The sequence below is a fragment of the Arthrobacter sp. MW3 TE3886 genome (genome assembly GCF_041262145.1).
Taxonomy (GTDB): domain Bacteria; phylum Actinomycetota; class Actinomycetes; order Actinomycetales; family Micrococcaceae; genus Arthrobacter.
Genome location: NZ_JBGCAN010000001.1, coordinates 690402 through 711250, shown reverse-complemented (window position 1 = coordinate 711250; position 20849 = coordinate 690402). Strand labels below are relative to the sequence as shown.

General features: G+C 67.6%; 17 protein-coding genes, 1 tRNA gene and 1 other RNA gene. 9 read left to right on the top strand and 10 right to left on the bottom strand.

The features are described 5' to 3' along the window. Positions 1-35 precede the first annotated feature (35 nt). Entirely contained in the window at positions 36-1286 is a 1251-nt protein-coding gene (locus tag ABH915_RS03355; RefSeq protein WP_370117763.1) for an MFS transporter, read from the top strand. On the opposite strand, the gene ABH915_RS03350 is transcribed toward ABH915_RS03355, so the two are convergent. The 3 genes from ABH915_RS03350 to ABH915_RS03340 all read right to left on the bottom strand — a co-directional run bounded on the left by ABH915_RS03350 (position 1246) and on the right by ABH915_RS03340 (position 3493). Then, positions 1246-1587 (bottom strand): hypothetical protein, encoded by a 342-nt coding sequence (locus ABH915_RS03350; RefSeq protein WP_370117760.1) that lies wholly within the window; start codon positions 1585-1587, stop codon positions 1246-1248. The two genes, ABH915_RS03355 and ABH915_RS03350, sit on opposite strands and share 41 nt — an antisense overlap. An 87-nt stretch (positions 1588-1674) precedes the next feature. Then, complete coding sequence (locus tag ABH915_RS03345) at positions 1675-2538, bottom strand: SDR family oxidoreductase (RefSeq protein WP_370117757.1); 864 nt, start codon at positions 2536-2538, stop codon at positions 1675-1677. Further along, positions 2531-3493, bottom strand: coding sequence for a helix-turn-helix transcriptional regulator (locus tag ABH915_RS03340; RefSeq protein ID WP_370117754.1), 963 nt, complete (start codon positions 3491-3493; stop codon positions 2531-2533). The genes ABH915_RS03345 and ABH915_RS03340 overlap by 8 nt, the downstream gene beginning before the upstream one ends. 170 nt (positions 3494-3663) lie before the next feature. Here ABH915_RS03340 and ABH915_RS03335 point away from each other — a divergent pair, with 170 nt between their 5' ends. Then, positions 3664-4302 (top strand): TetR/AcrR family transcriptional regulator, encoded by a 639-nt coding sequence (locus tag ABH915_RS03335; protein WP_370117751.1) that lies wholly within the window; start codon positions 3664-3666, stop codon positions 4300-4302. A 23-nt stretch (positions 4303-4325) separates the two neighbouring features. Here ABH915_RS03335 and ABH915_RS03330 read toward each other — a convergent pair whose 3' ends face one another. Both ABH915_RS03330 and ABH915_RS03325 read right to left on the bottom strand, forming a co-directional pair. Continuing rightward, positions 4326-5003, bottom strand: a complete 678-nt coding sequence (locus tag ABH915_RS03330; protein ID WP_370117748.1) for a LytR C-terminal domain-containing protein — start codon at positions 5001-5003, stop codon at positions 4326-4328. Further along, complete coding sequence (locus ABH915_RS03325) at positions 4996-5295, bottom strand: type II toxin-antitoxin system VapB family antitoxin (RefSeq protein WP_026266597.1); 300 nt, start codon at positions 5293-5295, stop codon at positions 4996-4998. Before ABH915_RS03325 ends, ABH915_RS03330 begins: the two co-directional genes overlap by 8 nt. Before the next feature lie 179 nt (positions 5296-5474). Here ABH915_RS03325 and ABH915_RS03320 point away from each other — a divergent pair, with 179 nt between their 5' ends. Both ABH915_RS03320 and ABH915_RS03315 read left to right on the top strand, forming a co-directional pair. Next, on the top strand, positions 5475-6389 hold the full coding sequence (locus tag ABH915_RS03320) for a hypothetical protein (RefSeq protein WP_370117745.1): 915 nt from the start codon (positions 5475-5477) through the stop codon (positions 6387-6389). 189 nt (positions 6390-6578) lie between these two features. Then, positions 6579-8117, top strand: a complete 1539-nt coding sequence (locus ABH915_RS03315) for a stealth family protein (protein WP_018774384.1) — start codon at positions 6579-6581, stop codon at positions 8115-8117. A 43-nt stretch (positions 8118-8160) separates the two neighbouring features. Here the strand turns inward: ABH915_RS03315 and ABH915_RS03310 are convergent, their stop codons facing one another. From ABH915_RS03310 to ABH915_RS03295, 4 genes are all read right to left on the bottom strand, one after another. Next, positions 8161-9102, bottom strand: a complete 942-nt coding sequence (locus ABH915_RS03310) for a phosphodiesterase (RefSeq protein ID WP_370117743.1) — start codon at positions 9100-9102, stop codon at positions 8161-8163. Positions 9103-9346: 244 nt separating this feature from the next. Continuing rightward, complete coding sequence (fdhA, locus tag ABH915_RS03305; protein WP_370117741.1) at positions 9347-10558, bottom strand: formaldehyde dehydrogenase, glutathione-independent; 1212 nt, start codon at positions 10556-10558, stop codon at positions 9347-9349. A gap of 220 nt (positions 10559-10778) precedes the next feature. After that, positions 10779-11264, bottom strand: a complete 486-nt coding sequence (locus ABH915_RS03300) for a glutathione peroxidase (protein WP_018774387.1) — start codon at positions 11262-11264, stop codon at positions 10779-10781. 139 nt (positions 11265-11403) lie between these two features. Continuing rightward, a complete protein-coding gene (locus ABH915_RS03295; protein WP_370117738.1) occupies positions 11404-12837 on the bottom strand; it encodes a M23 family metallopeptidase in 1434 nt (477 codons plus the stop codon). 285 nt (positions 12838-13122) lie between these two features. On the opposite strand from ABH915_RS03295, the gene ABH915_RS03290 reads away from it, so the two are divergent. Continuing rightward, entirely contained in the window at positions 13123-14034 is a 912-nt protein-coding gene (locus tag ABH915_RS03290; RefSeq protein WP_370117736.1) for an oxygenase MpaB family protein, read from the top strand. Positions 14035-14090: 56 nt separating this feature from the next. Here the strand turns inward: ABH915_RS03290 and ABH915_RS03285 are convergent. Then, a tRNA-Ser gene (locus ABH915_RS03285) sits at positions 14091-14175 on the bottom strand. An 873-nt stretch (positions 14176-15048) separates the two neighbouring features. On the opposite strand from ABH915_RS03285, the gene ffs reads away from it, so the two are divergent. The 4 genes from ffs to ABH915_RS03265 all read left to right on the top strand — a co-directional run bounded on the left by ffs (position 15049) and on the right by ABH915_RS03265 (position 20777). Continuing rightward, positions 15049-15145: signal recognition particle sRNA small type (gene ffs, locus ABH915_RS03280), an RNA gene on the top strand. 27 nt (positions 15146-15172) lie between these two features. After that, complete coding sequence (locus ABH915_RS03275; RefSeq protein WP_370117733.1) at positions 15173-18313, top strand: DNA polymerase III subunit gamma and tau; 3141 nt, start codon at positions 15173-15175, stop codon at positions 18311-18313. A gap of 51 nt (positions 18314-18364) precedes the next feature. After that, positions 18365-18964 carry a recombination mediator RecR gene (gene recR, locus ABH915_RS03270; protein ID WP_018774392.1) on the top strand — a complete coding sequence of 200 codons (600 nt, stop codon included), beginning with the start codon at positions 18365-18367 and terminating at the stop codon, positions 18962-18964. 460 nt (positions 18965-19424) lie between these two features. Continuing rightward, positions 19425-20777, top strand: coding sequence for an aspartate kinase (locus tag ABH915_RS03265; RefSeq protein ID WP_018774393.1), 1353 nt, complete (start codon positions 19425-19427; stop codon positions 20775-20777). Positions 20778-20849 lie beyond the last annotated feature (72 nt).

The window sequence follows — 20849 nt, the reverse complement described above, 5'->3', positions numbered from 1 at the left end:
TTGAATTTTCTCAATCGCTATGGAATGGTCCACGTATGACCAATCACGCTGTGCAGGCGAAGGAACGGCATCGTGCGCCGCTGGGTGCGTCCTACTGGAAGCTGTGGACCTCATCCGGGCTCTCCAACCTCGCGGACGGCGTCTTCAAGATCGCGCTGCCGCTGCTGGCCATTCAGTTCACCCAGTCACCCACCCTCGTTGCCGGACTGAGCGTCGCAGCGACGCTTCCCTGGCTCCTGTTCGCCCTCACTGCCGGCGCGCTGGCCGACCGGCTGGACCGGCGCAAGCTCATGTTATGGGCCAACCTCAGCCGGGCGATGCTGCCCGCCTTGCTGGCCGCCGTCGTTGTGCTGGATTTGGGCTCCATGTGGGATCTGTACGTTGTGGCACTGATGGTGGGTGTGGCTGAAACGCTCTACGACACCTCCGCGCAGTCGATCATGCCCCAGCTGGTGCACAGGGATCAGCTGTCGCGTGCCAACGGCCGGCTCTACGCCGTCGAACTCACCACCAACCAGTTCATTGGTCCCCCGCTGGGCGGGCTGCTGGTGGCCGTCGGCGCCGTTGCGGGCGTTGCCGTGCCGGCGGCATTGTGGCTTGCAGCCGTCGGCGGCCTGCTCCTGGTCCCCGGGGCTTTTCGCACAGAGCGTGAGCAGAAGACGACACTGCGATTCGACATTGGTGAGGGTCTGCGGTTCCTCTGGAACCAGAAGATCCTGCGCACACTCGCGGTGATGACCGGGGTGTTCAACTTCGCATCCAGCGCGTCATTCGCGGTCTTGGTGCTGTTTGCCGTGGGCCCGGCTTCACAGATGGGGCTGTCCGAAGTGGGGTTCGGCCTGCTCTTGACCACCTCCGCGCTCGGCGCCTTCGTTGGCTCCTTCATCTCCGAGCGGGTGGAGGCCAGGCTGGGCCGGTCGAAGTCCCTGATGCTCACGATCTTCGGGGCCGCGCTGTTCGTTGGTGCGCCCGCCATGACCGACAATCCCTATGTTCTTGGCCCAATTTTCTTTGTGGGCGGCATGCTGATCGTGCTTTGGAACGTCATCACGGTATCCCTGCGCCAGCGCATTACTCCCAACCGCTTGCTGGGCCGAGTCAACAGCGCCTACCGCCTGCTGGCCTGGGGCACCATGCCGCTCGGTGCGGCAGCCGGCGGCCTGCTGGCCCAATGGCTCGGCCTGCAGGTCATGTTCGGCATCATGGGAGTGCTGACCCTGGCGCTGCTGGGGATGATGCCCGTCCTCACGGACAAGGCAATTGCCGCGGCCGACGGCGAATCCTGAGTTGCTGCCTTCCGGAGAGGTCTGGGGCAGGACGGTTCCTGCGCCAGCAGCTTGTGAAGGCGAGTTGCGGATGGTGTTTCGAAGCGTCGTTGCGATGCACGGCGAACCCGACGACGACGGTGATGGACGCCGCTAGGAGGGCGGCGTACACCGAACGGGAGGAGAGCCGGCCGATCAGGATCGTGCCGACGAGTCCGCTGGCCCCGATCAGGAACAAGGTGACGCTGGTGACGTACTTCGGGACGCCCAGGTCCTCGAGATAGGCGTCGATGTAGGTCAGGACCACGAAGTGGGCGGGCATCAGCGTCCAGCGGGTATGTGCGGACCTGGTGGACGACGGCGGGAGGCTCCCGCCGTCGTCCGCTTGCGTAGGGGTCAGTCGTCGGTGTTAGGCGTCGTCGTGGGCGAGGTTGCTGGAGAGTTCGCGGTGGGCGTCGGCCTGGGCCTGGAGGTCCTTGGCCCGGGTCTCGAAGAGTCCGACGGCGTCGACTCCGGCGGCGAAGCGCAGCGGCGGTTCATCCAGTTCGGCCAGTTGAATGAGGGCGTTGGCGAGTTTGGCCGGGTCCCCGCCTTGCTGGCCGTTCATGCCCTTCCACGCGGTGACCGTCTGCTCGGTGCGCGCGGCGTAGTCCTCGATGGTGGATGCTGCGTAGCTGGTGGATTCCGGGGTGAGCAGCTCGGTGCGGAAGAATCCCGGCTCCACGATCATGGTGCGGATGCCGAACGGGGCGACTTCGGGGGCCAGGGACTCGGCCCAGCCTTCGACGCCGAACTTCGAGGCGGCGTAGGCAGAGAGGAACTCCCCGCCGGCGATGCCGGCGGTCGAGGAGATCGTGACCAGCAGGCCCGTGCGCTGGGCACGCAGGACGGGCAGGGCCGCGCGGGTGACGTTCATGGGCCCGAACATGGTGGTTTCGATCTGTTTCCGGAAGTCTTCCGGGGTGATTTCTTCGAAGAACCCGGCGTAGAAGTTGCCGGCGTTGTTCACGAGGACGTCGATCCGGCCGAACCGGTCGACGGCGGCCTGGATGGCTGCGGTGGCGTCGGCGGGGTCGGTGACGTCGAGTTTTACGCCCAGCAGGTCCTCGCTGTCGCCGATGGCCCGGATCACCTTGTCGGGGTTGCGGCCGGTGGCGACCACCGCATGGCCGGCGGCCAGGGCCGCCTTGGCGATGTCGGTGCCCATACCGCGGCCTGCCCCGGTGATGAACCAGACTTTCTGCTCGGCTTTGGCGTCGTTTTGCTCAGTCATGTTCTGTCTTTCCTGGGTTAGGGGTTCCGGGTCGTGCGAGGGAGCGCAGATCCGGGATGGAAGAGTCGCTGGTGGTGGTTGGGGGCGATGCCGCCCAGCTGGCAAGGAACGCCAGCGCGTTTTCGGACGCGGAGCCGGGCTCCGCGGTGAAGGTGAACAGGGTCTGTCCCTCGTCGCCGGGAAGGTGAAGCGTCTCGAACTGCAGCGACACGTCCCCTGCGACCGGATGGTGGAAGCGCTTGGTTCCCGTGGTGTGGATCCGTACGTCATGGCCTGCCCACAATGCGGCGAAGTGCCCGCTGCGTGTGGTCAGCTCGCCGACCAGCTCGTTCAATTCGCGGTCATGGGGATTCCGCCCCGCTTCCGAGCGGAGCATCGCCACTGTGGTGGCGGCGATTGCGCGCCAATCGGGGTAAAAGTCCCCGGCGCCCGGATCGAGGAAGAGATAACGTGCCTGGTTCGGCAACTGGCCCGGGACCTCCGGACGGGCGGCTGCTGTGGACGCGAACACCGGCCCGTACAGCGCGCGGCCCAAGGCATTGGCGGCCAGCACGTCCGAGCGTCCGTTTTGCACCAGGGCGACCGCTCCGGTCATCCCGTCCAGCAAACGCAGAACTCCCGGACGGACCCGCTGCTGCGGTGGCCGGCGCGCCGGACGCCGCGATGATGGCGTGTTGGCCGTCCTCGCCAGGTCCATCAGGTGCGTCCGCTCTGCCTCATCCAGCTGAAGGGCGGAGGCCACAGCGTCGAGGACCGAGTCCGAGACGCCGCGGATGCTGCCGCGTTCCAGCCGCGTGTAGTAGTCCGTACTTACCCCGGCGAGCTGTGCCACTTCCTCCCGACGCAGTCCCGGCACGCGGCGCAGCTCGCCGTAGCTGGGCAGGCCGGCCAGCTCTGGGGTGATCTTCGCCCGTCGCGAGATCAGGAAGTCTCGGATTTCGTCTTTTCTTTCCACATCCACCACGCTACGCAGGCCGGACGGGCGGTGGCAGTGTCTATCAGACACCCCCAGTTAAGGTGGTGGATACAGCCGTGGCCCCTCAGAACCGGTCGCCGTTTTATGGCCGGCCGTGTCATAGTCCGCCACCCGGCTGCTTTGGTGACAGATCGCGCTAAAGTGTCCGTATGCCTAGGATTTCGGCCGCGAGCAACGCCGCCCAACGTGCCGAGACCCAGCGCCGCATTCTGACCGCATTCGGGGAACTCCTCTTCACCCACGGGCTCCCCGGCCTGACCATGACGGACGTCGCGCGCCACGCCCAGATCGGCCGGACCGCCGTCTACAACTACTATGCGGACATCGAAGAGCTCCTCATCGCCTACGCCCTGGATGAGACCGAGCGGTTCCTGCTCGATCTGCGCGAATCCCTCGATGCACTGGAGAACCCGGTGGAGCGCCTGGCCGTCTACGTCCGGGCCCAGGTGGAGGACCTGAGCCGGCGCCACCTGCCGCCGGGGCCGGCCATGGCGGCGGTGCTCTCGCCGTCGTCGTTCGCCAAACTCGCCGACCACGTGGGTGAGCTCAGCGTGCTCCTGCGGGGCATCCTGCGCGACGGCATGGCCCAGGGGTACCTGCCCGAGTCGGACATTGGCCAGCTGGCCCAGCTCATCCACGGCACGCTCTCTTCTAGCGCTGCGCGTGGCGACGGTGCGGGCCAGGACGCCGAGGCCGAGGCTCGGCTCGCCCGGACGGTGCGGTTTGTCCAGCTGGGGGCCGGGGCCAGGTTTGACGACGCTGGCCGGCCGGTCCGCACCATCCGCTAGGCTGCGGCGCCGGAAGTCCGCGCCTAGCCCGTGCCGGGCGTCGCCGTCGGTACGGCGGGCAACGTGGCCTCATCCACGATGCGCCGGTTCTCGCGGGGGCAGCTGAGCTGGCCCGGCGTCTGGTCCACGAGTTCCGGCTTGGCCAGTTCCTTGAAGTCGCCCGTAATGATCACGTCCACACTCGGGTCCGCGCGGCCGTCCTGGACATAGTCCGAGCCGGGCACGTGGCGCTGGACACTGAAGGCGGCCGACTGGCCGGCAGCACCGGAGACCACCAGCGCCACGCCGCGGTAGCTCGACGTCGTGTTCCCCACGGCACCCACCAGGAACTTCCGGGCGGCAAGCTGGTCGGCCACGCTCCGGGCCAGTCCCGGCCGGCTCGTGGAATTGTAGATGTTGACGTGGACCTTCTCCGGCGGCGCGTAGTCGTGGGTGGCCGCCGGGCATACCGACACAGCCGCCTTGCTCCGCTCCGCCCCGGGGATCTTGATCTGGCCATTCATGATGGCCAGGGCCACCACGATCGCGGCCACGATGAGGCCGACAAGCATCACCAGGACAACGCCGTGCAGGATCCTGCGCCGCAGCCGAATGGGGTTCTCTGCCGTATTGTCCTGCTCCACGAACGTGGCCCGCAGCTCGGAGCCACTGATGACGCGGTGCCCGTGCAGGACTCTGACGTCTGGCGGCTTCCTAGCCATTTATCACGAGGACCCGCGCGTGGATTGCGGTGCGCTGGTGCAACGCGGTGCGGACTGCCCGGTGCAGGCCGTCTTCAAGGTAGAGGACGCCGCGATATTCCACGACGTGCGGAAAGAGGTCGCCGAAAAACGTGGAGTCCTCGGCCAGCAGGGCTTCAAGGTCCAGTGTGCGCTTCGTGGTCACCAGTTCATCAAGCCGGACAGGACGCGGCGGCAGGGCCGCCCAGTCCTTGGGCGTGGTGTAACCATGGTCGGGGTACGGGCGTCCCTCGCCCACAGCTTTGAATATCACCATGCCAGCCTAGGGAACTTCGACGCCCGAAGGAATGAATGTCCCCGGGCGGCGTGAGGTTGTGGCCAAACGGTAACCATTTGTCACACGACGCCCTGCCGCTTGTCACATCCGGCGCCGGGCCGTCGATCTGACGCACGGTTCGCCCAAACGACCCGTGCGGCTGACAGAATGGCCATATGACTTCACCCGAGACTGTCCCTGTTCCGTCGTCGTCGGCCCCCGTGCTGGCGCTGCTGCTCGACGTCGACGGTCCGGTCGCGAGCCCGGTCACCCGCGAGGTGCAGCCCGGCATCATCGCCGACCTGGTGGCCCTGGCCGCCGCCGGCGTGCCGGTCATCTTCAACACCGGCCGGTCGGACGCGTTCATCCGCGAGCAGGTCATGGAACCGATGATCGCTGCGGGGATGCCCCCCGGAACCCTGATCCACGCCATTTGCGAGAAGGGCGCCGTCTGGTTCAGCTACACCGCGGAAGGACCCGGCCCCGTCCACGTGGACCACGAGCTCGCCATTCCGCAGGCCTTCGGCGACGACGTCCGCCGCCTGGTGGCCGAGGACTACTCCGCCCACATGTTCTACGACGAAACCAAGCGGGCCATGGTCTCCGTGGAGCAGCACATTGCCGTCGCCAACCCGGACTACCGGGCCGAGCAGGAACTCTTCGACGCCGACGCCATGGGCATCATGGCCCGGCACGGGCTCGGCGTGGTGCGGCTGGACCACCACGTCCCCGATTCGGATGACCAGATCGACTTCCGCGTCGATCCGACCATCATTTCCACCGATATCGAATCGGTCCGGCTGGGCAAGGACCTGGGCGCGAGCCGGGCCGTGGAGTTCCTGGCCGCGCAGGGCATCACGCCGCGGGCCTGGCGCACGGTGGGCGATTCCCGCACGGACTACGCCATGGCCGACTGGCTGCACCACAACGACCACGCCGTGAAGCACGTCGACGTCCGGCCCGCGGACGGCATCCCGGTCAAACCCTACGAGGTTCTCACCGCCGCCGATCTGGGGCTCGGCGAAGACGTGATCCACGACGACGCCGGTGCCGCCTTCCTGCACCACTGGCTGGCCGTCGTCACCGGCTAAGGCCCCGCTCCGCCGTTTTTGCCCTTGGCGTTTCGCTGGCACGTCCGCCGCGTGGCGGCCGGTTTTCCGCGGCAATTTTGAGGCCCGCGTTATCATGCAAGTAGACACCAACGCACTGATAGAAGCGGGAGCTCAGACATTACCGAAGCAGCGATCCAAGACGAGATTTACTATGGCAGCCAGGCATCTGTGGACGCCCACGCCGAGGTCACGTCGGCGGCCGCGGTCGCCAGATTCAGGACCCGCTCCGACGTTGTCCGCCACCGCGGCCGCTATGCGCTGATCAACGAAAACCGCACGCCGTACCAGGCCATGGTCGAGGACCTGATGTTCTTGCGTTCCGTCCTGGCCGGCGCCGGCATCGGCTACCTGCTGGTCCGCGGCAACAACCACCGCCCTGTGGTCGCCGTCGACTGGAAAGACCGCAAGGAACTCCGCGACGCCCTCGTGGAGGCGTGCCGCGACGAGCCGTTGTATTCCATGAGCGTGGACGCCAAGAAGAAGTCCTCCGTGCTGGTGGCCGACGGCGAGCTGTCGCCGAACCGCCAGGCCCGGATCTTCCGGCTCTACCGGCCCCGGGTGGAACCCGAAGGCGGTTTTGAATTCGGGGCGTCCGCCGGCGTCCAGCTGGAGCTGTGGAGCTTCGAAGGCGATCAGCTGATCCTGCCGATCGAGAACTCCCTGACGCGCCGCACCATGCTGGCCCAGGACGCAGTGCGCGGCACCGTGGAACGCTACGGCCACACGTGGCCCACCATCGAGAACATGTTCGCGGACCACGCCAGCGACATCAGCTTCGACATCGACCTGGTGTTCTCATGGGTGGACGGCAGCTCCCCCGAGTACATCGCGGCCCGCCGCGCCCGCATGGCCGGCGTGGTGGTGGGCGAGGGGGATGACCACGAGGCCCGCTTCCGCCAGATCGATGAGCTCAAGTACGCCCTGCGCTCGGTGTACATGTTTGCGCCGTGGGTCCGCCGGATCTTCATCGCCACGGACTCCCCCGCACCGTCATGGCTGGCCGACCACCCGAGTGTGACGATCGTCCGGAGCGAAGAGTTTTTCGCCGACACGTCGGTTCTGCCCACGCACAATTCGCAGGCCGTGGAGTGTCAGCTGCACCACATCGAGGGGCTCTCCGAGCACTTCCTCTATTCGAACGACGACATGTTCTTCGGCCGTGCCGTGGGCCCGGACATGTTCTTCACCCCGGGCGGAATCACGAAGTTCATCGAGGCCGAGACCCGGATCGGGCTGGGCGACAACGACGCCGAACGCAGCGGCTTTGAGAACGCCGCCCGGGTGAACCGCAAGCTGCTCTGGAACCGCTTCGGCCGCATCACCACCCGCCACCTGGAGCACACGGCGGCCCCGCTGCGGCGCAGCGTGGTCGAGCAGATGGAGCAGGAGTTCCCGGCCGAGTTTGCCAAGACCGCCGCGAGCACCTTCCGGGCAGCGGACAACATCTCCGTGACCAACTCGTTCTACCACTACTACGCGCTGCTCACTGGCCGGGCCGTGACCCAGACGGCCGCCAAGGTGAGATATGTAGACACGACGGCGCGGGCCGGCCTGAACTACCTGCCCAAGCTCCTGGCCAAGCGGAACATGGACTTCTTCTGCCTCAACGACGGAAGCTTCCCCGAGGTCCCGGCGGAAGAGCGGGCCGAACTGGTCACGGACTTCCTGGAGAAGTACTACCCCATCAAGGCACCCTGGGAGAAGTAACGAACCGTGACCAAAGCGGGCGCCGCGTCAGCCAGGGAGTGAATCAGTTCAGGGTGGTGTACCTGCGGTGCGCCGGCGTCCGGGACGGGGCCTCAAGCTTGGCCTTTTCAGGAATATAGATCCCTGCGGCCGCGAGCCGGCGCTGGACTTCCTCGGGAGAGACCAGCTCCCCCACCGCCGGGGTGTCGCCGAGCAGCACCACGGAATGCACGATCGTGTGTTCGTAGACGTGGACCAGGTTGAACGCCTGCCCGCCGTCGCGGCCTCGGGTGCCGCCGACAGGAACGTTCAGGTCCTGGGTGTAGCAGGTGGCTGAAGCCACGGACACGGGGATGCCCGCGAACGTTGCCGTCGTCGAATAGTGCAGGTGGCCGCCCAGGATGGCGCGGACATCGGAATTGCGCAGGACGCCGGCAAGCGCCGACTGGCCCCGGAGCTCCACGAGCACGGCAAGATCCAGCACGGACGGGACCGGCGGGTGGTGCAGGGCAAGGATGGTCCCGTCCGGGGCCGGTGTGGCCAGCTCAGCAGCGAGCCAGTCCAGCTGGTCGTGGCTCAATTCGCCATGGTGGAAGCCGGGCACCGAGGTGTCCAGGGTGATGATGCGCAGCCCGTTGACGAAGTAGCTGTGGTCCAGTGGCGCGTCATTGTCGGCCTGGTCCAGGAGCCCGGCCCGGAAATTGGCCCGGTCGTCGTGGTTGCCCATCGCCCAGATGACCTTGGCCCCCAAGGCCTCGCACGCCGGATCCACGATGGCGCGGAGCTTGGCATACGCTTCGGGTTCCCCCAGGTCAGCCAGGTCGCCCGTGAAGATCACGGCTTCGGGGCGTGCCCCCGAGGCATGGACCTCCTCGAAGAGTTGCCTGAGCAGGGCTTCGCTGTCCACGACGCCGTGCAGGGGTTGCGGACCCCCCAGCAAGTGGGGGTCGCTCAGGTGAAGTAGGAAATGACGTGGCCGGGGGTGCTCGGCCTCGATGCGCTCCATTGCTGCCTTCTTGGTTGGGTGGAAGCGGTGCCTCCAGTGTCCCTCTCAGTAACAACTATCCAACCAGACATTAGGCAAACAATGTAAAAACTGCGACAGGCATATTGGAAAAGTGGGCGTTAACAGGTGGGCCCACCCTCACATGCACTTGTCGGCATATATAAGGCCCGGCCGCCCGGCGGCACTCCCGATTCCCCGGGTCAACGGGGCGGGACGGACAGTGCCGCCGGGTTCACGGTTTCCGCTAGCTCAGGTACCCGTTGGGGTTAAGCACGAACTTCGTCGCCGCGCCGGCGTCGAATTCCGCGTAGCCCTTCGGCGCGTCCTCCAGGGAAATCGCCTTCGCGTTGACGTTCTTGGCGATGTGCACCCTGTCGTGCAGGATCGCCATCATCAGCTGCCGGTTGTATTTCATGACCGGACACTGTCCCGTAGTGAAGCTGAGCGACTTGGCCCAGCCTGTTCCGAGGCTGAGCGAGAGCGAGCCCTTCTTCGCGGCCTCGTCCACGCCGCCCGGGTCCCCGGTGACGTAGAGCCCGGGGATGCCCAGGGCACCGCCGGCGGCCGTTACTTCCATCAGCGAGTTCAGGACAGTAGCGGGGGCTTCGTGTGCTCCGGCCCCGTGGCCCTTGGCCTCAAATCCCACCGCATCCACGCCGCAATCGACTTCCGGGACGCCGAGGAGCTGCTCGATTTGCTCGGCAGGGCCGCCCTTACTCAGGTCGATGGTCTCGCAGCCGAAGCTGCGTGCCTGTGCCAGGCGGTCCGCGTTCATGTCACCGACAATCACGACGGCGGCACCCAGGAGTTGGGCGCTGGTCGCCGCGGCCAGGCCCACAGGCCCTGCGCCTGCCACGTAGACGGTGGACCCGACGCCGACGCCTGCGGTGACCGCACCATGGAATCCGGTCGGGAAGATGTCCGAGAGCATCGTCAGGTCCATCATCTTTTCGAGGGCCTGGTCTTTGTCCGGGAACTTCAACAGGTTCCAGTCGGCGTACGGCACAAGGACGTAGTTGGCCTGGCCGCCTACCCAGCCGCCCATGTCCACGTAGCCGTAGGCGCTGCCTGGCCGGTCGGGGTTGACGTTGAGGCAGATGCCGGTCTTGCGCTCCTTGCAGTTCCGGCAGCGCCCGCAGGCGATATTGAAGGGGACCGAACAGATGTCCCCCACTTTGATGAATTCAACATCCGGGCCCGCTTCGACCACCTCGCCGGTGATCTCGTGGCCGAGGACCAGGTCGGCGGGAGCCGTGGTGCGCCCCCGGACCATGTGCTGGTCCGAGCCGCAAATATTCGTGGCCACGGTTTTGAGGATTACGCCGTGGCGCACCTGCCGGCCCACGTTGGCGGGGTTGACCCCCGGCCCGTCCTTGAGTTCGAAGGTGGGGTAGTCAATGTCGATCAGTTCGACCTTGCCCGGCCCCTTGTAGGCAACGGCTTTGTTCCCTGTCATCTATTTCCTCCTGCTTTCACGGGTCCCGTGGTGGGCGCCCTAGTGTGATTCACGAAGTTCTTTGATGCGCCCTCCGCAGGAACACCCGGCCACACTGCCGACGGCGGCCAGAGTTGATTGCGCCGTGGGATGCCCGGAATGTTTGGAGGGTCCGGCCAGTCTAGGCGCTAAGCATGCTTAGGGATAGGGCTGAGTTCCTCTGGACCCCGGGCCGGTCGGGTCAGTCGAGGGCGGACTGAACAGCTTCGATGATCTCCGGCGCGTCCGGCTCAACGGTGGGCGCAAAGCGGGCGATGACCTCGCCGTCGCGGTTCACGAGGAACTTCTCGAAGTTCCACTTCACGAGGCCGGGCAGGATTCCGGTTTTGAACTTGGTGAGCTCGGCGTAGAGCGGGTGCTGGTTCTTTCCCCGGACGTTGGCCTTGACCGTCAGCGGGAAGGTCACACCGAAATTGCGCTGGCAGAACTCGGCAATCTCGGCGTCGCCGCCGGGCTCCTGCCCGGCGAACTGGTTGCAGGGGACGCCGAGGACCTGGAAGCCTTGGCCCCGGAACTTGTTGTGCAGCGCCTCGAGTCCAGCGTACTGGGGTGTGAAACCGCACTCGGACGCCACGTTGACCACCAGGACCACCTCGCCCTTGAAACGGCCAAAATCGGTCTCGGTTCCGTCGATGAGGGTCAGGGGAATGGAGTGCAGAGCTGTCATGGGGCGCGTCCTTGCGGTGTCGATGGTCCGGAGCAGGGAATCTGAACTGGTCACTCCATTATTCGGCACCGGGGCGTGCGGGTATGGGTGTGCCTCCCGGACAGGGCGCCGGAACGGCGGCCTGGGGGCGCGGCGGGGGCTAGCCGCTGGGCGTCGTCGAGGGTTTTGTTGTCACTGCCGTGGTGGCCGACTGCGTGGCCGTCCTTGGCTTCGGCGTTTCGGCTGGCGCGGTGACCGGGTCCGGCTCCACAGTGATCGGGGCCGGCACCGGGGTGGCCGTCTTGGCGGCAGCCTCCGTCGCGGTTGCGGAGGCCGACGCAGGCGCGGAGGGCGGCGGTGCCACCGGCGGCGGGACCGACAACGGTGCTGATGGCTTGGCGGAGGCTGTGCCCGTCGACGTCGGCGTCGGCGTCGGGGTGGCAGTTGCCGACGGCGTTGGCGTGGCAGTTGCCGACGGCGTTGGCGTGGCAGTTGCCGACGGCGTCGGGGCGGGTGCGGCGGGCGTCGTCGGCGTCCCGGTCGGCGGGGCAGGTGCCGTCGTCGTGGCAGTCCCGGTCGGCGTCGGAGTTGGGGTTGCAGTCGCCGACGGCGACGGCGTCGCTGATGCACTCCCGGTCGGGGTCGCGGTGGCGGAAGGAGTCGCCGACGGTTTGTCGGCGGCGGCTTCGGTAGCAGCAGGTGAGGCACTCGCCGTTGGCTTGGCGGCCACCGCGGCAGGCTGTTCCTGAACGCCGCCAGCCACCACGTGGGTCAGGTCCTCCCGGACAGGAATCGCCCAGCCAATCCCCGCATTGGTGGCCTTATCGGCGTCGGGTGAGTAGCTGGTCATTTCGATGGGCCCGAGTTGATCCACCTGCTTGATGGGGAGCAATGTCCAATCGCGCGGATCAGTGTGGGAGCCGTTGAGGATGGTTTCGAAGTGAAGGTGGCAGCCGGTGGAAGATCCGGTGGTACCTACCCGGGCAATAACTTCCCCCACCCGTACTGAGTCGCCCTTCTTGACCGCGATCGCCTCCAGATGGTTGTACGTGGTGATGAGACCGTTGCCGTGATCGATTTCCACCCGGTTTCCGCCGCCCCATGGGTGCCACCCAACGGCCCGCACCACACCGGCGTCGGCGGAGTACACGCGCGTGCCGCAGGGAGCCGCGAAGTCCTGGCCCCAGTGGAATTCGCCCGCAAATCCCGTCAGGGGGCTGGTGCGCAGCCCGAACGGGGACGATGGCACCAGCGATTCCAGCGGAGCCATGAGGAAACCCGGCGCGGGCCGGCTCAGGGCCGCCGAGGCCACATTGAGCTCGCCGCGCACCCCTTCCCGGGTGGCCGTGTCCACCGTGCTCCGGCTGAAGGCCACGAGCGCCTGGGCGTCGGCGGTGACGGTGCCGGGAGTCCCCGCGGGCGCGGTCGCCGCGGAGTGGGCCAGCGGGTCCAGGGCTTCCGGTCCCACGTCCCCGACGGGCGGCATGGCGGCCGTCGGGACAGCGGTGGGCGCGCCGTAGGACGCAAAGGCGCTCAGTCCCTGAAAGCCACCGAACGCCAGCACGGCCAGGGACAGGCACAGGCCTCCGGACACGCAGCGCACGGCAATCGTCCGTGCCCTCGCTGACTGCTCACTCGATGAGTTTCCCCAGTGTTTTCCCACGACGTGACTCCCGCAATATGTCCGCCAGACCCCAATCTTCACGGACTTACCTCCCTATGTGACCACAGACGGCCGGGTCTGTGAACCGTCAGCGCGCTCCTTTTGCGGGACCAACCGGCGATCCGCGGATGTCCCCAGTAGCTTGCCGGCGGCGGCCCAGTAGTTCTCCGCACCGTTGCAGGTGCCGCGCGCCGCCGGGCCGGGTAAGAATAGAGGATGCGCAATGTCCTCAGGGAATGGCAGGCCGAACTCAAACAAACGTTCACGGGGACGCGCGATTCCGTGCCCGAGTGGGTGCCAAGCCTCGCCGCGGGGGACGACGCCGGTTACCACTTGCCCGGCTCGGCCGTGTGGGCCGTGCACGGGGACATGCCCACCATTGTGGCGGGAATCCGGGCACTACTGATGCAGGCGCTCCATCCCGGCGCGCTGGCCGGAGTCCACGATCATTCCCGTTTCCGCGAAGACCCGCTGGGCCGGCTGGCTGGCACGATCCGTTGGATCTTCACCGTGACCTATGGCTCCACCGGTACGGCCAAGGCGGCGTCGGACTGGGTCCTTCGGCTGCACCGGACGGTGCGGGGAGAATTCGTGGACGGCCACGGCATCAGGCGCAGTTACGCGGCCAACGATCCCGAACTGCTCCGGTGGGTTCACATTGCCTTCACAGACGCTTTCCTCTCTGCCCACAAGCTATGGGGACGGCCGATTCCTGGCGGACCGGATGCCTACGTCCGAGAGTGGGCCCAGGCCGGCCGGCTGATGGGCGTCGAGGCCCCGCCGCTAAGCGAAGCGGAAATGCGGCAGCAGTTGGACCGCTGGTACGACGACGGCGAGCTCCGCTGTGACGAACGGGTCACCGAGACGGTGGCGTTCATTCGCGACCCACCCCTGCACCCCGCGCTCAAGCCTGGCTACCGGGTGCTGTTCGCGGCCGCCGTGGCAAGCCTCGAGCCCAAGTACCGCGAGCTTCTAGGTCTGCGGACCGCGCGGCTGGGCCCGATTCCGCTGCCGGTAACCCTGGCCACCCGGGTCACGCTCGGCGTGGTGCATGTGGCGCTGGGCCGGACGGGTCCGAGCGAGCAAGCTGCCCGGGCCCGGCTCCGCCGGCTGGGCTACCGGGCCTGAGCCAGCGGTGGCCCGGGAACGCAAAAAGGCCCCGGTCCGAGGACCGGGGCCAACCGCGGAGAATGGGGGATTTGAACCCCCGAGGGCGTTAACCCAACACGCGTTCCAGGCGTGCGCCATAGGCCGCTAGGCGAATTCTCCAGTTGCTTCTGAATCAAAAGCAGATACTAGAATACCTGAACTTTCCAGCTTCGCCCAATTGAGCCTCCCCGCCCCCGCCTGCGGCTCCTCCGCGGGACATGCCCCACGGCCCGTTTGAGGGCTGGACATAGCGCCAAATAGCCCGCTCTTTCGCGCGAAAAATGGGCATGCTCCTCGCTGCCCCCTCCCGCCACTGGACATGCCCCACAGCCCCCTCGAGGGCTGTACAGGGCCCCAACCAGCCCACACCTTCGCGCGAAAAATGGGCATGCTCCTCGCTGCCCCCTCCCGCCACTGGACATGCCCCACAGCCCCCTCCAGGGCTGGACAGGGCCCCAACCAGCCCACACCTACCCGCACTGCCCTGTCCCACCTCCACTCCTGCCCGCCAAAAATGGGCATGCCCCACGGCCCGCCCGAGCGCTGGACATAGCCCCAACCAGCCCGTTCCTTCCCGCCAAAGATGGGCATGCCCCTCGCTGCCCACTCCCACCACCGGACATGTCCACCGGCCCGCCCGAGCGCTGGACATAGCCCCAACCAGCCCGTTCCTTCCCGCCCAAGAATGGGCATGCCCCTCGCTGCTCCCTCCCACCACCGGACATGCCCCACAGCTCCCTCCAGGGCTGGACATGGCCCAACCAGCCCACACCTACCCGCACTGCCCTGTCCCATCCCCGTTCTTGCCCGCCAAAGATGGGCATGCCCCTCGCTGCCCACTCCCACCACCGGACATGTCCACCGGCCCGCCCGAGCGCTGGACATAGCCCCAACCAGCCCGTTCCTGCCCACAAAAAATGGGCATGTCCCGCCAGGGATGAGGAGCCAAACCGGGCCAATTCGAGGCACACCCAATCGTCAGGTAATATTGCTGACGGCCCCTCATGTGGCGTCATCCTGTTGAACTCCCCCAGGACCGGAAGGTAGCAAGGGTAAACGGGCTCTGGCGGGTGCATGAGGGGTCTTTTATGTCTGTGCCGATTGGTAGGGTTTATCTGTGACTGTTACTACCGCCCTCTACCGTCGATACCGCCCCGATTCGTTCGCGGACGTTATCGGGCAGGAGCACGTCACTGACCCCCTCATGACGGCCCTGCGCAAGAACCGCGTCAACCACGCCTACCTCTTTTCCGGCCCCCGCGGCTGTGGCAAAACCACCTCGGCCCGCATCCTGGCCCGCTGCCTGAACTGCGCCGAGGGCCCCACGGACACCCCCTGCGGCAAGTGCCCCAGCTGCGTGGAACTCGCCCGCGGCGGCTCGGGCTCCCTGGACGTCATTGAGATCGACGCCGCCAGCCACGGCGGCGTGGACGACGCCCGCGACCTCCGGGAACGGGCCACCTACGCCCCCGTCCGGGACCGCTACAAGATCTTCATCATTGACGAAGCCCACATGGTCACGTCGGCCGGATTCAACGCCCTGCTCAAGATCGTCGAAGAGCCGCCGGAACACATCAAGTTCATCTTCGCCACCACGGAGCCGGACAAGGTCATCGGCACCATCCGCTCCCGCACGCACCACTACCCCTTCCGGCTGGTGCCGCCGGAGCCACTCATGGCATATCTGGAGCTGCTCTGCACCCAGGAGAACGTCCCCGTGGCGCCCGGAGTGCTCTCGCTCGTCATCCGCGCGGGCGGCGGTTCGGTTCGCGACTCCCTCTCCGTGCTGGACCAGCTCATGGCCGGCGCCGGACCAAACGGACTGGACTACGAACTTGCGGTCGCCCTTCTGGGCTACACGCACGCGTCCCTGCTGGATGACGTCGTGGAGGCCGTCGCCGCGTCGGATTCCGCCACGGTGTTCCGCGCCGTGGACCGCGTCATCCAGACCGGGCACGATCCGCGGCGCTTCGTCGAGGACCTGCTGGAACGCTTCCGCGACCTCATCATCGTCCAGGCCATGCCCGAAAGCGCCCAGTCCATCCTCCGCGGCATGCCCGCGGACCAGATCGCCCGGCTGCAGAACCAGGCGCACAACCTCGGGGCGGCCGAGCTCTCCCGCGCCGCGGACGTCACCAATACCGCTCTCACTGACATGACCGGGGCCACCTCGCCGCGCCTGCACCTGGAACTGCTGTGCGCCCGCATCCTGCTGCCCAGCTCCGAACAGACCGAGCGCGGCATCGCGGCCCGGATCGACCGCGTCGAGCGTCGTTTGAACTACGCCGGGAACGACGTCGGAGCTCCCCTCGCCGGCGCCCCCGCACCTGCCGCCGTTTCGCCTGCACCCACGGAGCAGGCAGCCGCACCACAGCTGCCTGCAGCGCACGTGGCCGCCGCGCCGTCACACGCGGCACCGGCTGCCGCAGCCACCACCGCCCCACCCGCCCTGCCCCGGGGCGAGCAGACGCCAGCCGCGGCCACCGCGCCCGCTCGGCGGGACGAGCCCGTCCGTGAACCGCTGACGGCACCACGGGTCAGCACCAGCGACTGGCCGGTGGACGAACCCGCGGCGGCCAGCCGGCTCGCCCCCGCTGCAGGTCCCGCAGCCGCGGCTCCGTCCCTGCCCGCGTCAGGGACTGCCCCGGTGGCTGCCGCCCCGGCAGCCGAGCCCGCACGTATGGCTACACCGGAGGCGGCCCCGTCCGCCGCCGCATCTTCCGCCGCCACGGCACCTGCCCCCACGCCCGCCATCCCTGCGCGGCCCGAACCTGCCGAGCCGGGCAGTGCGCCTGCCGCTGCTCCCGGCCCTGCCGCCGGCCCCGGAGCAGACGTGGAGGTTTTGCGCCGTGCCTGGCCCGAAATCCTGCAAACGCTGACCAAGATCAAACGCAGCACCTGGGCGCTGGTGGAACCCAACGCCCAGGTGGGCCATTTCGAAGACCACGTCCTGACCCTCGCGTTCACCACCACCGGGCTGGCGGGTGCCTTCGGCCGGGCCGACCACGCTGAGAACCTCCGGCAGGCGATCCACAAGACGATCGGCATCGATTGCCAGATCCGGGCCGTGGCCGGCGGCAGCAACAGCCCAGCGAGCTCTGAGCCAAACCCAAAAGCGCCGGCTAGCCCGGACACCCCGGCATCGTCTGCGACGCAGGCAACATCGGCCGACGTCGCCTGGGGCCTGAGCCCGGCACCCCAGCAGCCGGCATCCCCGAACAACGAAACTGCTGAAGCCGTCCCCTCGGGGGTTGCCCAGGCCCACGTTCCCGCCGCCCCGGTGCCATCGGCGCAACCCACTCCGGCCCCCAGGGGAGCCGCGCCGGCAGCGGAACCGCACGCGCCCGCCCCCGCGGCCCGGGTCCGCGCAGCCGGGCCGGCAGCGGAGCCGCAGGCGCCCGCCCCCGCGGTCCAGGTCCGCGCTGCCGTGCCGGCAGCCGAATCGGACGGCCCTTCGGAGCCTTCCGGGTCCTATGCCGACCCTGATGACGACTGGGGACCGCCCCGGGACGAGGACGCACCTCCGCTCGACGAAGAACCGCCGCTGGATTGGGACCCGTCACCCGCCGCCCCGCCGCGCCGCGCCGAGTCCGCGGCTGCGCCCGCGGCTCCTGCCCGCAAGTCCCCGGCCGCGCAGGCATCCAACCCTGCCCGCTCCCTGGCCGGGACCTCGCCCGCAGGCGCTGACGCGTCGGCTGACGCGTGGGCCCGCGCCGTCGAGCAGTCACCCGGCGTCTGGACGGTCGGCACAGATTCGAACCTCGGCCGGTACCCGACGCCGGAAGTCGAGCCCGCGGCACCCGAGCCCGAACCGGCTCCGGTGCACTACGAGCCGGCGGCGGCACAGATCCCGGAGTATGCCGGCGTCGTGTCCGCGCCATCGGGACTGTCCTCGGAACACCCTGCCCGGGCCGAAGCGGCTGCGGCCGTGGCCGAGCCTGCTGCGCCGCGGATGGCCCCCGCTGCCGTTGCGGAGGCTGTTGCGGTGGTCGCCGTTCCGGAGGCTGCTGCCCCGACGAGCCGGCAAAGCCTGTACCAGCGGCTGTCGAACAGCCCCGAGGCCGAGGCCGGGCGGGCGAAAGCCCCCGCCCGCGCTGCTGCCGCGACCACCGTCTACGTACAGGACATCCCGAGCGCCGACGACGAAACGATCGAGGAGTCGGGCGTCTTCGGCCGGGCCGCCGTCGAACGCATTCTGGGCGGGAAACTGGTGGAGGAACGCTCCCTGGACGGAAGCCCCCTGCCGCCCCGCTTCTAGCAGACCCCCAGCCGGCTGGCACCGGCCCCACTCCAAACGAACGAGGACATTGTGTACGAAGGCGCAGTTCAAGAGCTGATCGACGAGCTCGGACGCCTTCCCGGGGTGGGGCCCAAGTCAGCCCAGCGGCTGGCCTTCCACATCCTCGAGGCCGATCCCCAGGACATGAAACGGCTTGTCGATGCCATCACCACCGTGAAGGAACGGGTCAAGTTCTGCACCGTTTGCGGAAACGTGACGGAGCAGGAACTGTGCAACATCTGCCGCGACCCGCGCCGGGATCCGACGGTGATCTGCGTCGTCGAAGAATCCAAGGACGTTCTGGCGGTCGAGCGCACGCGGTCCTTCCGCGGCAGGTACCACGTACTCGGCGGCGCGATTAATCCGATCGCCGGGATCGGTCCGGAACAGCTCCGGATCCGTGAACTGCTGACCCGGCTCAACGACGGCGCCATCCAGGAAATCATCATCGCCACCGACCCCAACCTCGAGGGCGAGGCCACGGCGACCTATCTGGCCCGGATGCTCAAGTCGATCGGCATCGCCGTCACCCGGCTGGCGTCCGGCCTGCCCGTCGGCGGGGACCTGGAATACGCCGACGAAGTAACGCTCGGCAGGGCCTTCGAGGGCCGCCGCAACGCCCTGAGCTGACGGACTCGTGGCAGCCACCGGCAGCGACACCCCGGCCCACCCGGCCCGATGGACATGTCCAGCGCCCGCGCCCGGCAATGGACATAATGCCCTCATGTCCACTCCCGCCCGCCAAGAATGGGCATGTCCCACGGGCGACGGTGAACCTGCCCGCCCCCTGGCCCGCACTCCCCCACCCGGCCCGGCGGACATGTCCAGCGCCCGCGCCCAGGAGTGGACACAATGCCCTCGTGTCCACTCCAGGCCGCCAAGAATGAGCATGTCCCACGGAACCAGTGAACATGCCCACCCTTTGCCCCCAGCACTGGGCATGTCCCGTGGAGACAGACCGGGCGTGTCTGCCATTCGGTCACAATTCAACGGCGCGGGCAGCACGGCGATAAACTGGGGTGAGAAGTTACGCCGTCGCGCCGTTTGGTTGCCTGGCCCAGAACCCCGATGATCCAGTGAGGGTGCGCGAATGAGTTTGCCCACTACCGAAGTCCAGCCCGGATCGCAGACGCTGCCCGTCTCGGCCGCCGCCACCAAGCACCTTGTCGTGAAGAAATTTGGCGGGTCCTCGGTGGCGGACGCAGAAGGCATCAAGCGCGTCGCCCGGAGGGTGGTGGACGCCCAAAACGCCGGCGACGAGGTGGTGGTGGTGGTTTCCGCCATGGGTGACACCACTGATGAGCTCCTTGACCTCGCCGGCCAGGTCACCGATTCCGCGCCCGCCCGCGAGATGGACATGCTCCTCTCCGCCGGCGAACGAATCTCCATGGCGCTGCTGGCCATGGCCATTAACAAGTTCGGCGCCTCGGCCCAGTCCTTCACCGGGTCCCAGGCCGGCATGATCACCGACGGCATCCACGGCAAGGCCCGGATCATCGACGTCGACCCGCACCGCATCCGCACCGCCCTGGACAAGGGGCACATCGCGATTGTGGCCGGGTTCCAGGGCATGAGCCACACGACGAACGAGATCACGACGCTCGGGCGCGGCGGTTCGGACACGACGGCGGTGGCCCTCGCCGCGGCGCTCGACGCCGACGTGTGCGAGATCTTCACCGACGTCGACGGCGTCTACACGGCCGATCCGCGCGTGGTCGCGTCGGCCCGGAAGATCGACCGCATCTCCAGCGAGGAAATGCTGGAACTGGCCGCGTCCGGCGCTAAGATTCTGCACCTGCGCTGTGTCGAATACGCCCGCCGCTTTGGGGTGCCCCTGCACGTCCGTTCCTCATTCAGCCAGAACGAAGGCACCTGGGTCCTGCCCGGCGCCGACGACAAGATCACGACTCAAGAGGGAGTTGCCTTGGAGCAGCCAATCATCTCCGGTGTTGCACACGATCGGTCCGAAGCCAAGGTCACGGTTGTCGGCGTACCTGACATCCCCGGCAAGGCAGCGGCGATCTTCCAGGTCATCGCGGACGCGCACTCGAACATCGACATGATCGTCCAGAACGTCTCCACCCACGGCACGGGCCGGACCGATATCTCCTTCACCCTCCCGATCGTCGAGGGGGCCGAGGCCCTGGCCGCGCTGCACGCCGCCCAGGACCGGATCGGCTTTGAGAGCATCGAATACAACGAGAAGATCGGCAAGCTTTCGCTGATCGGCGCCGGCATGCGCTCGCACCCGGGCGTGTCCGCCCGCTTCTTCGCGGCCCTCTCCGAGGCCGGCATTAACATCAACATGATCTCCACCTCGGAGATCCGCATCTCCGTGGTGACCCACGCGGATCTGCTCGACGATGCCGTCCGCGCTATCCACAGGGCGTTTGACCTCGACAGCGAGGACGAGGCCACGGTCTACGGCGGCACGGGCCGCTAAGGCGCACCTCAACCTGGGCGGAATCCGGACCGCACAGGCAGCAAACAGGCAGCAAACAGGAATGGGGAAGGG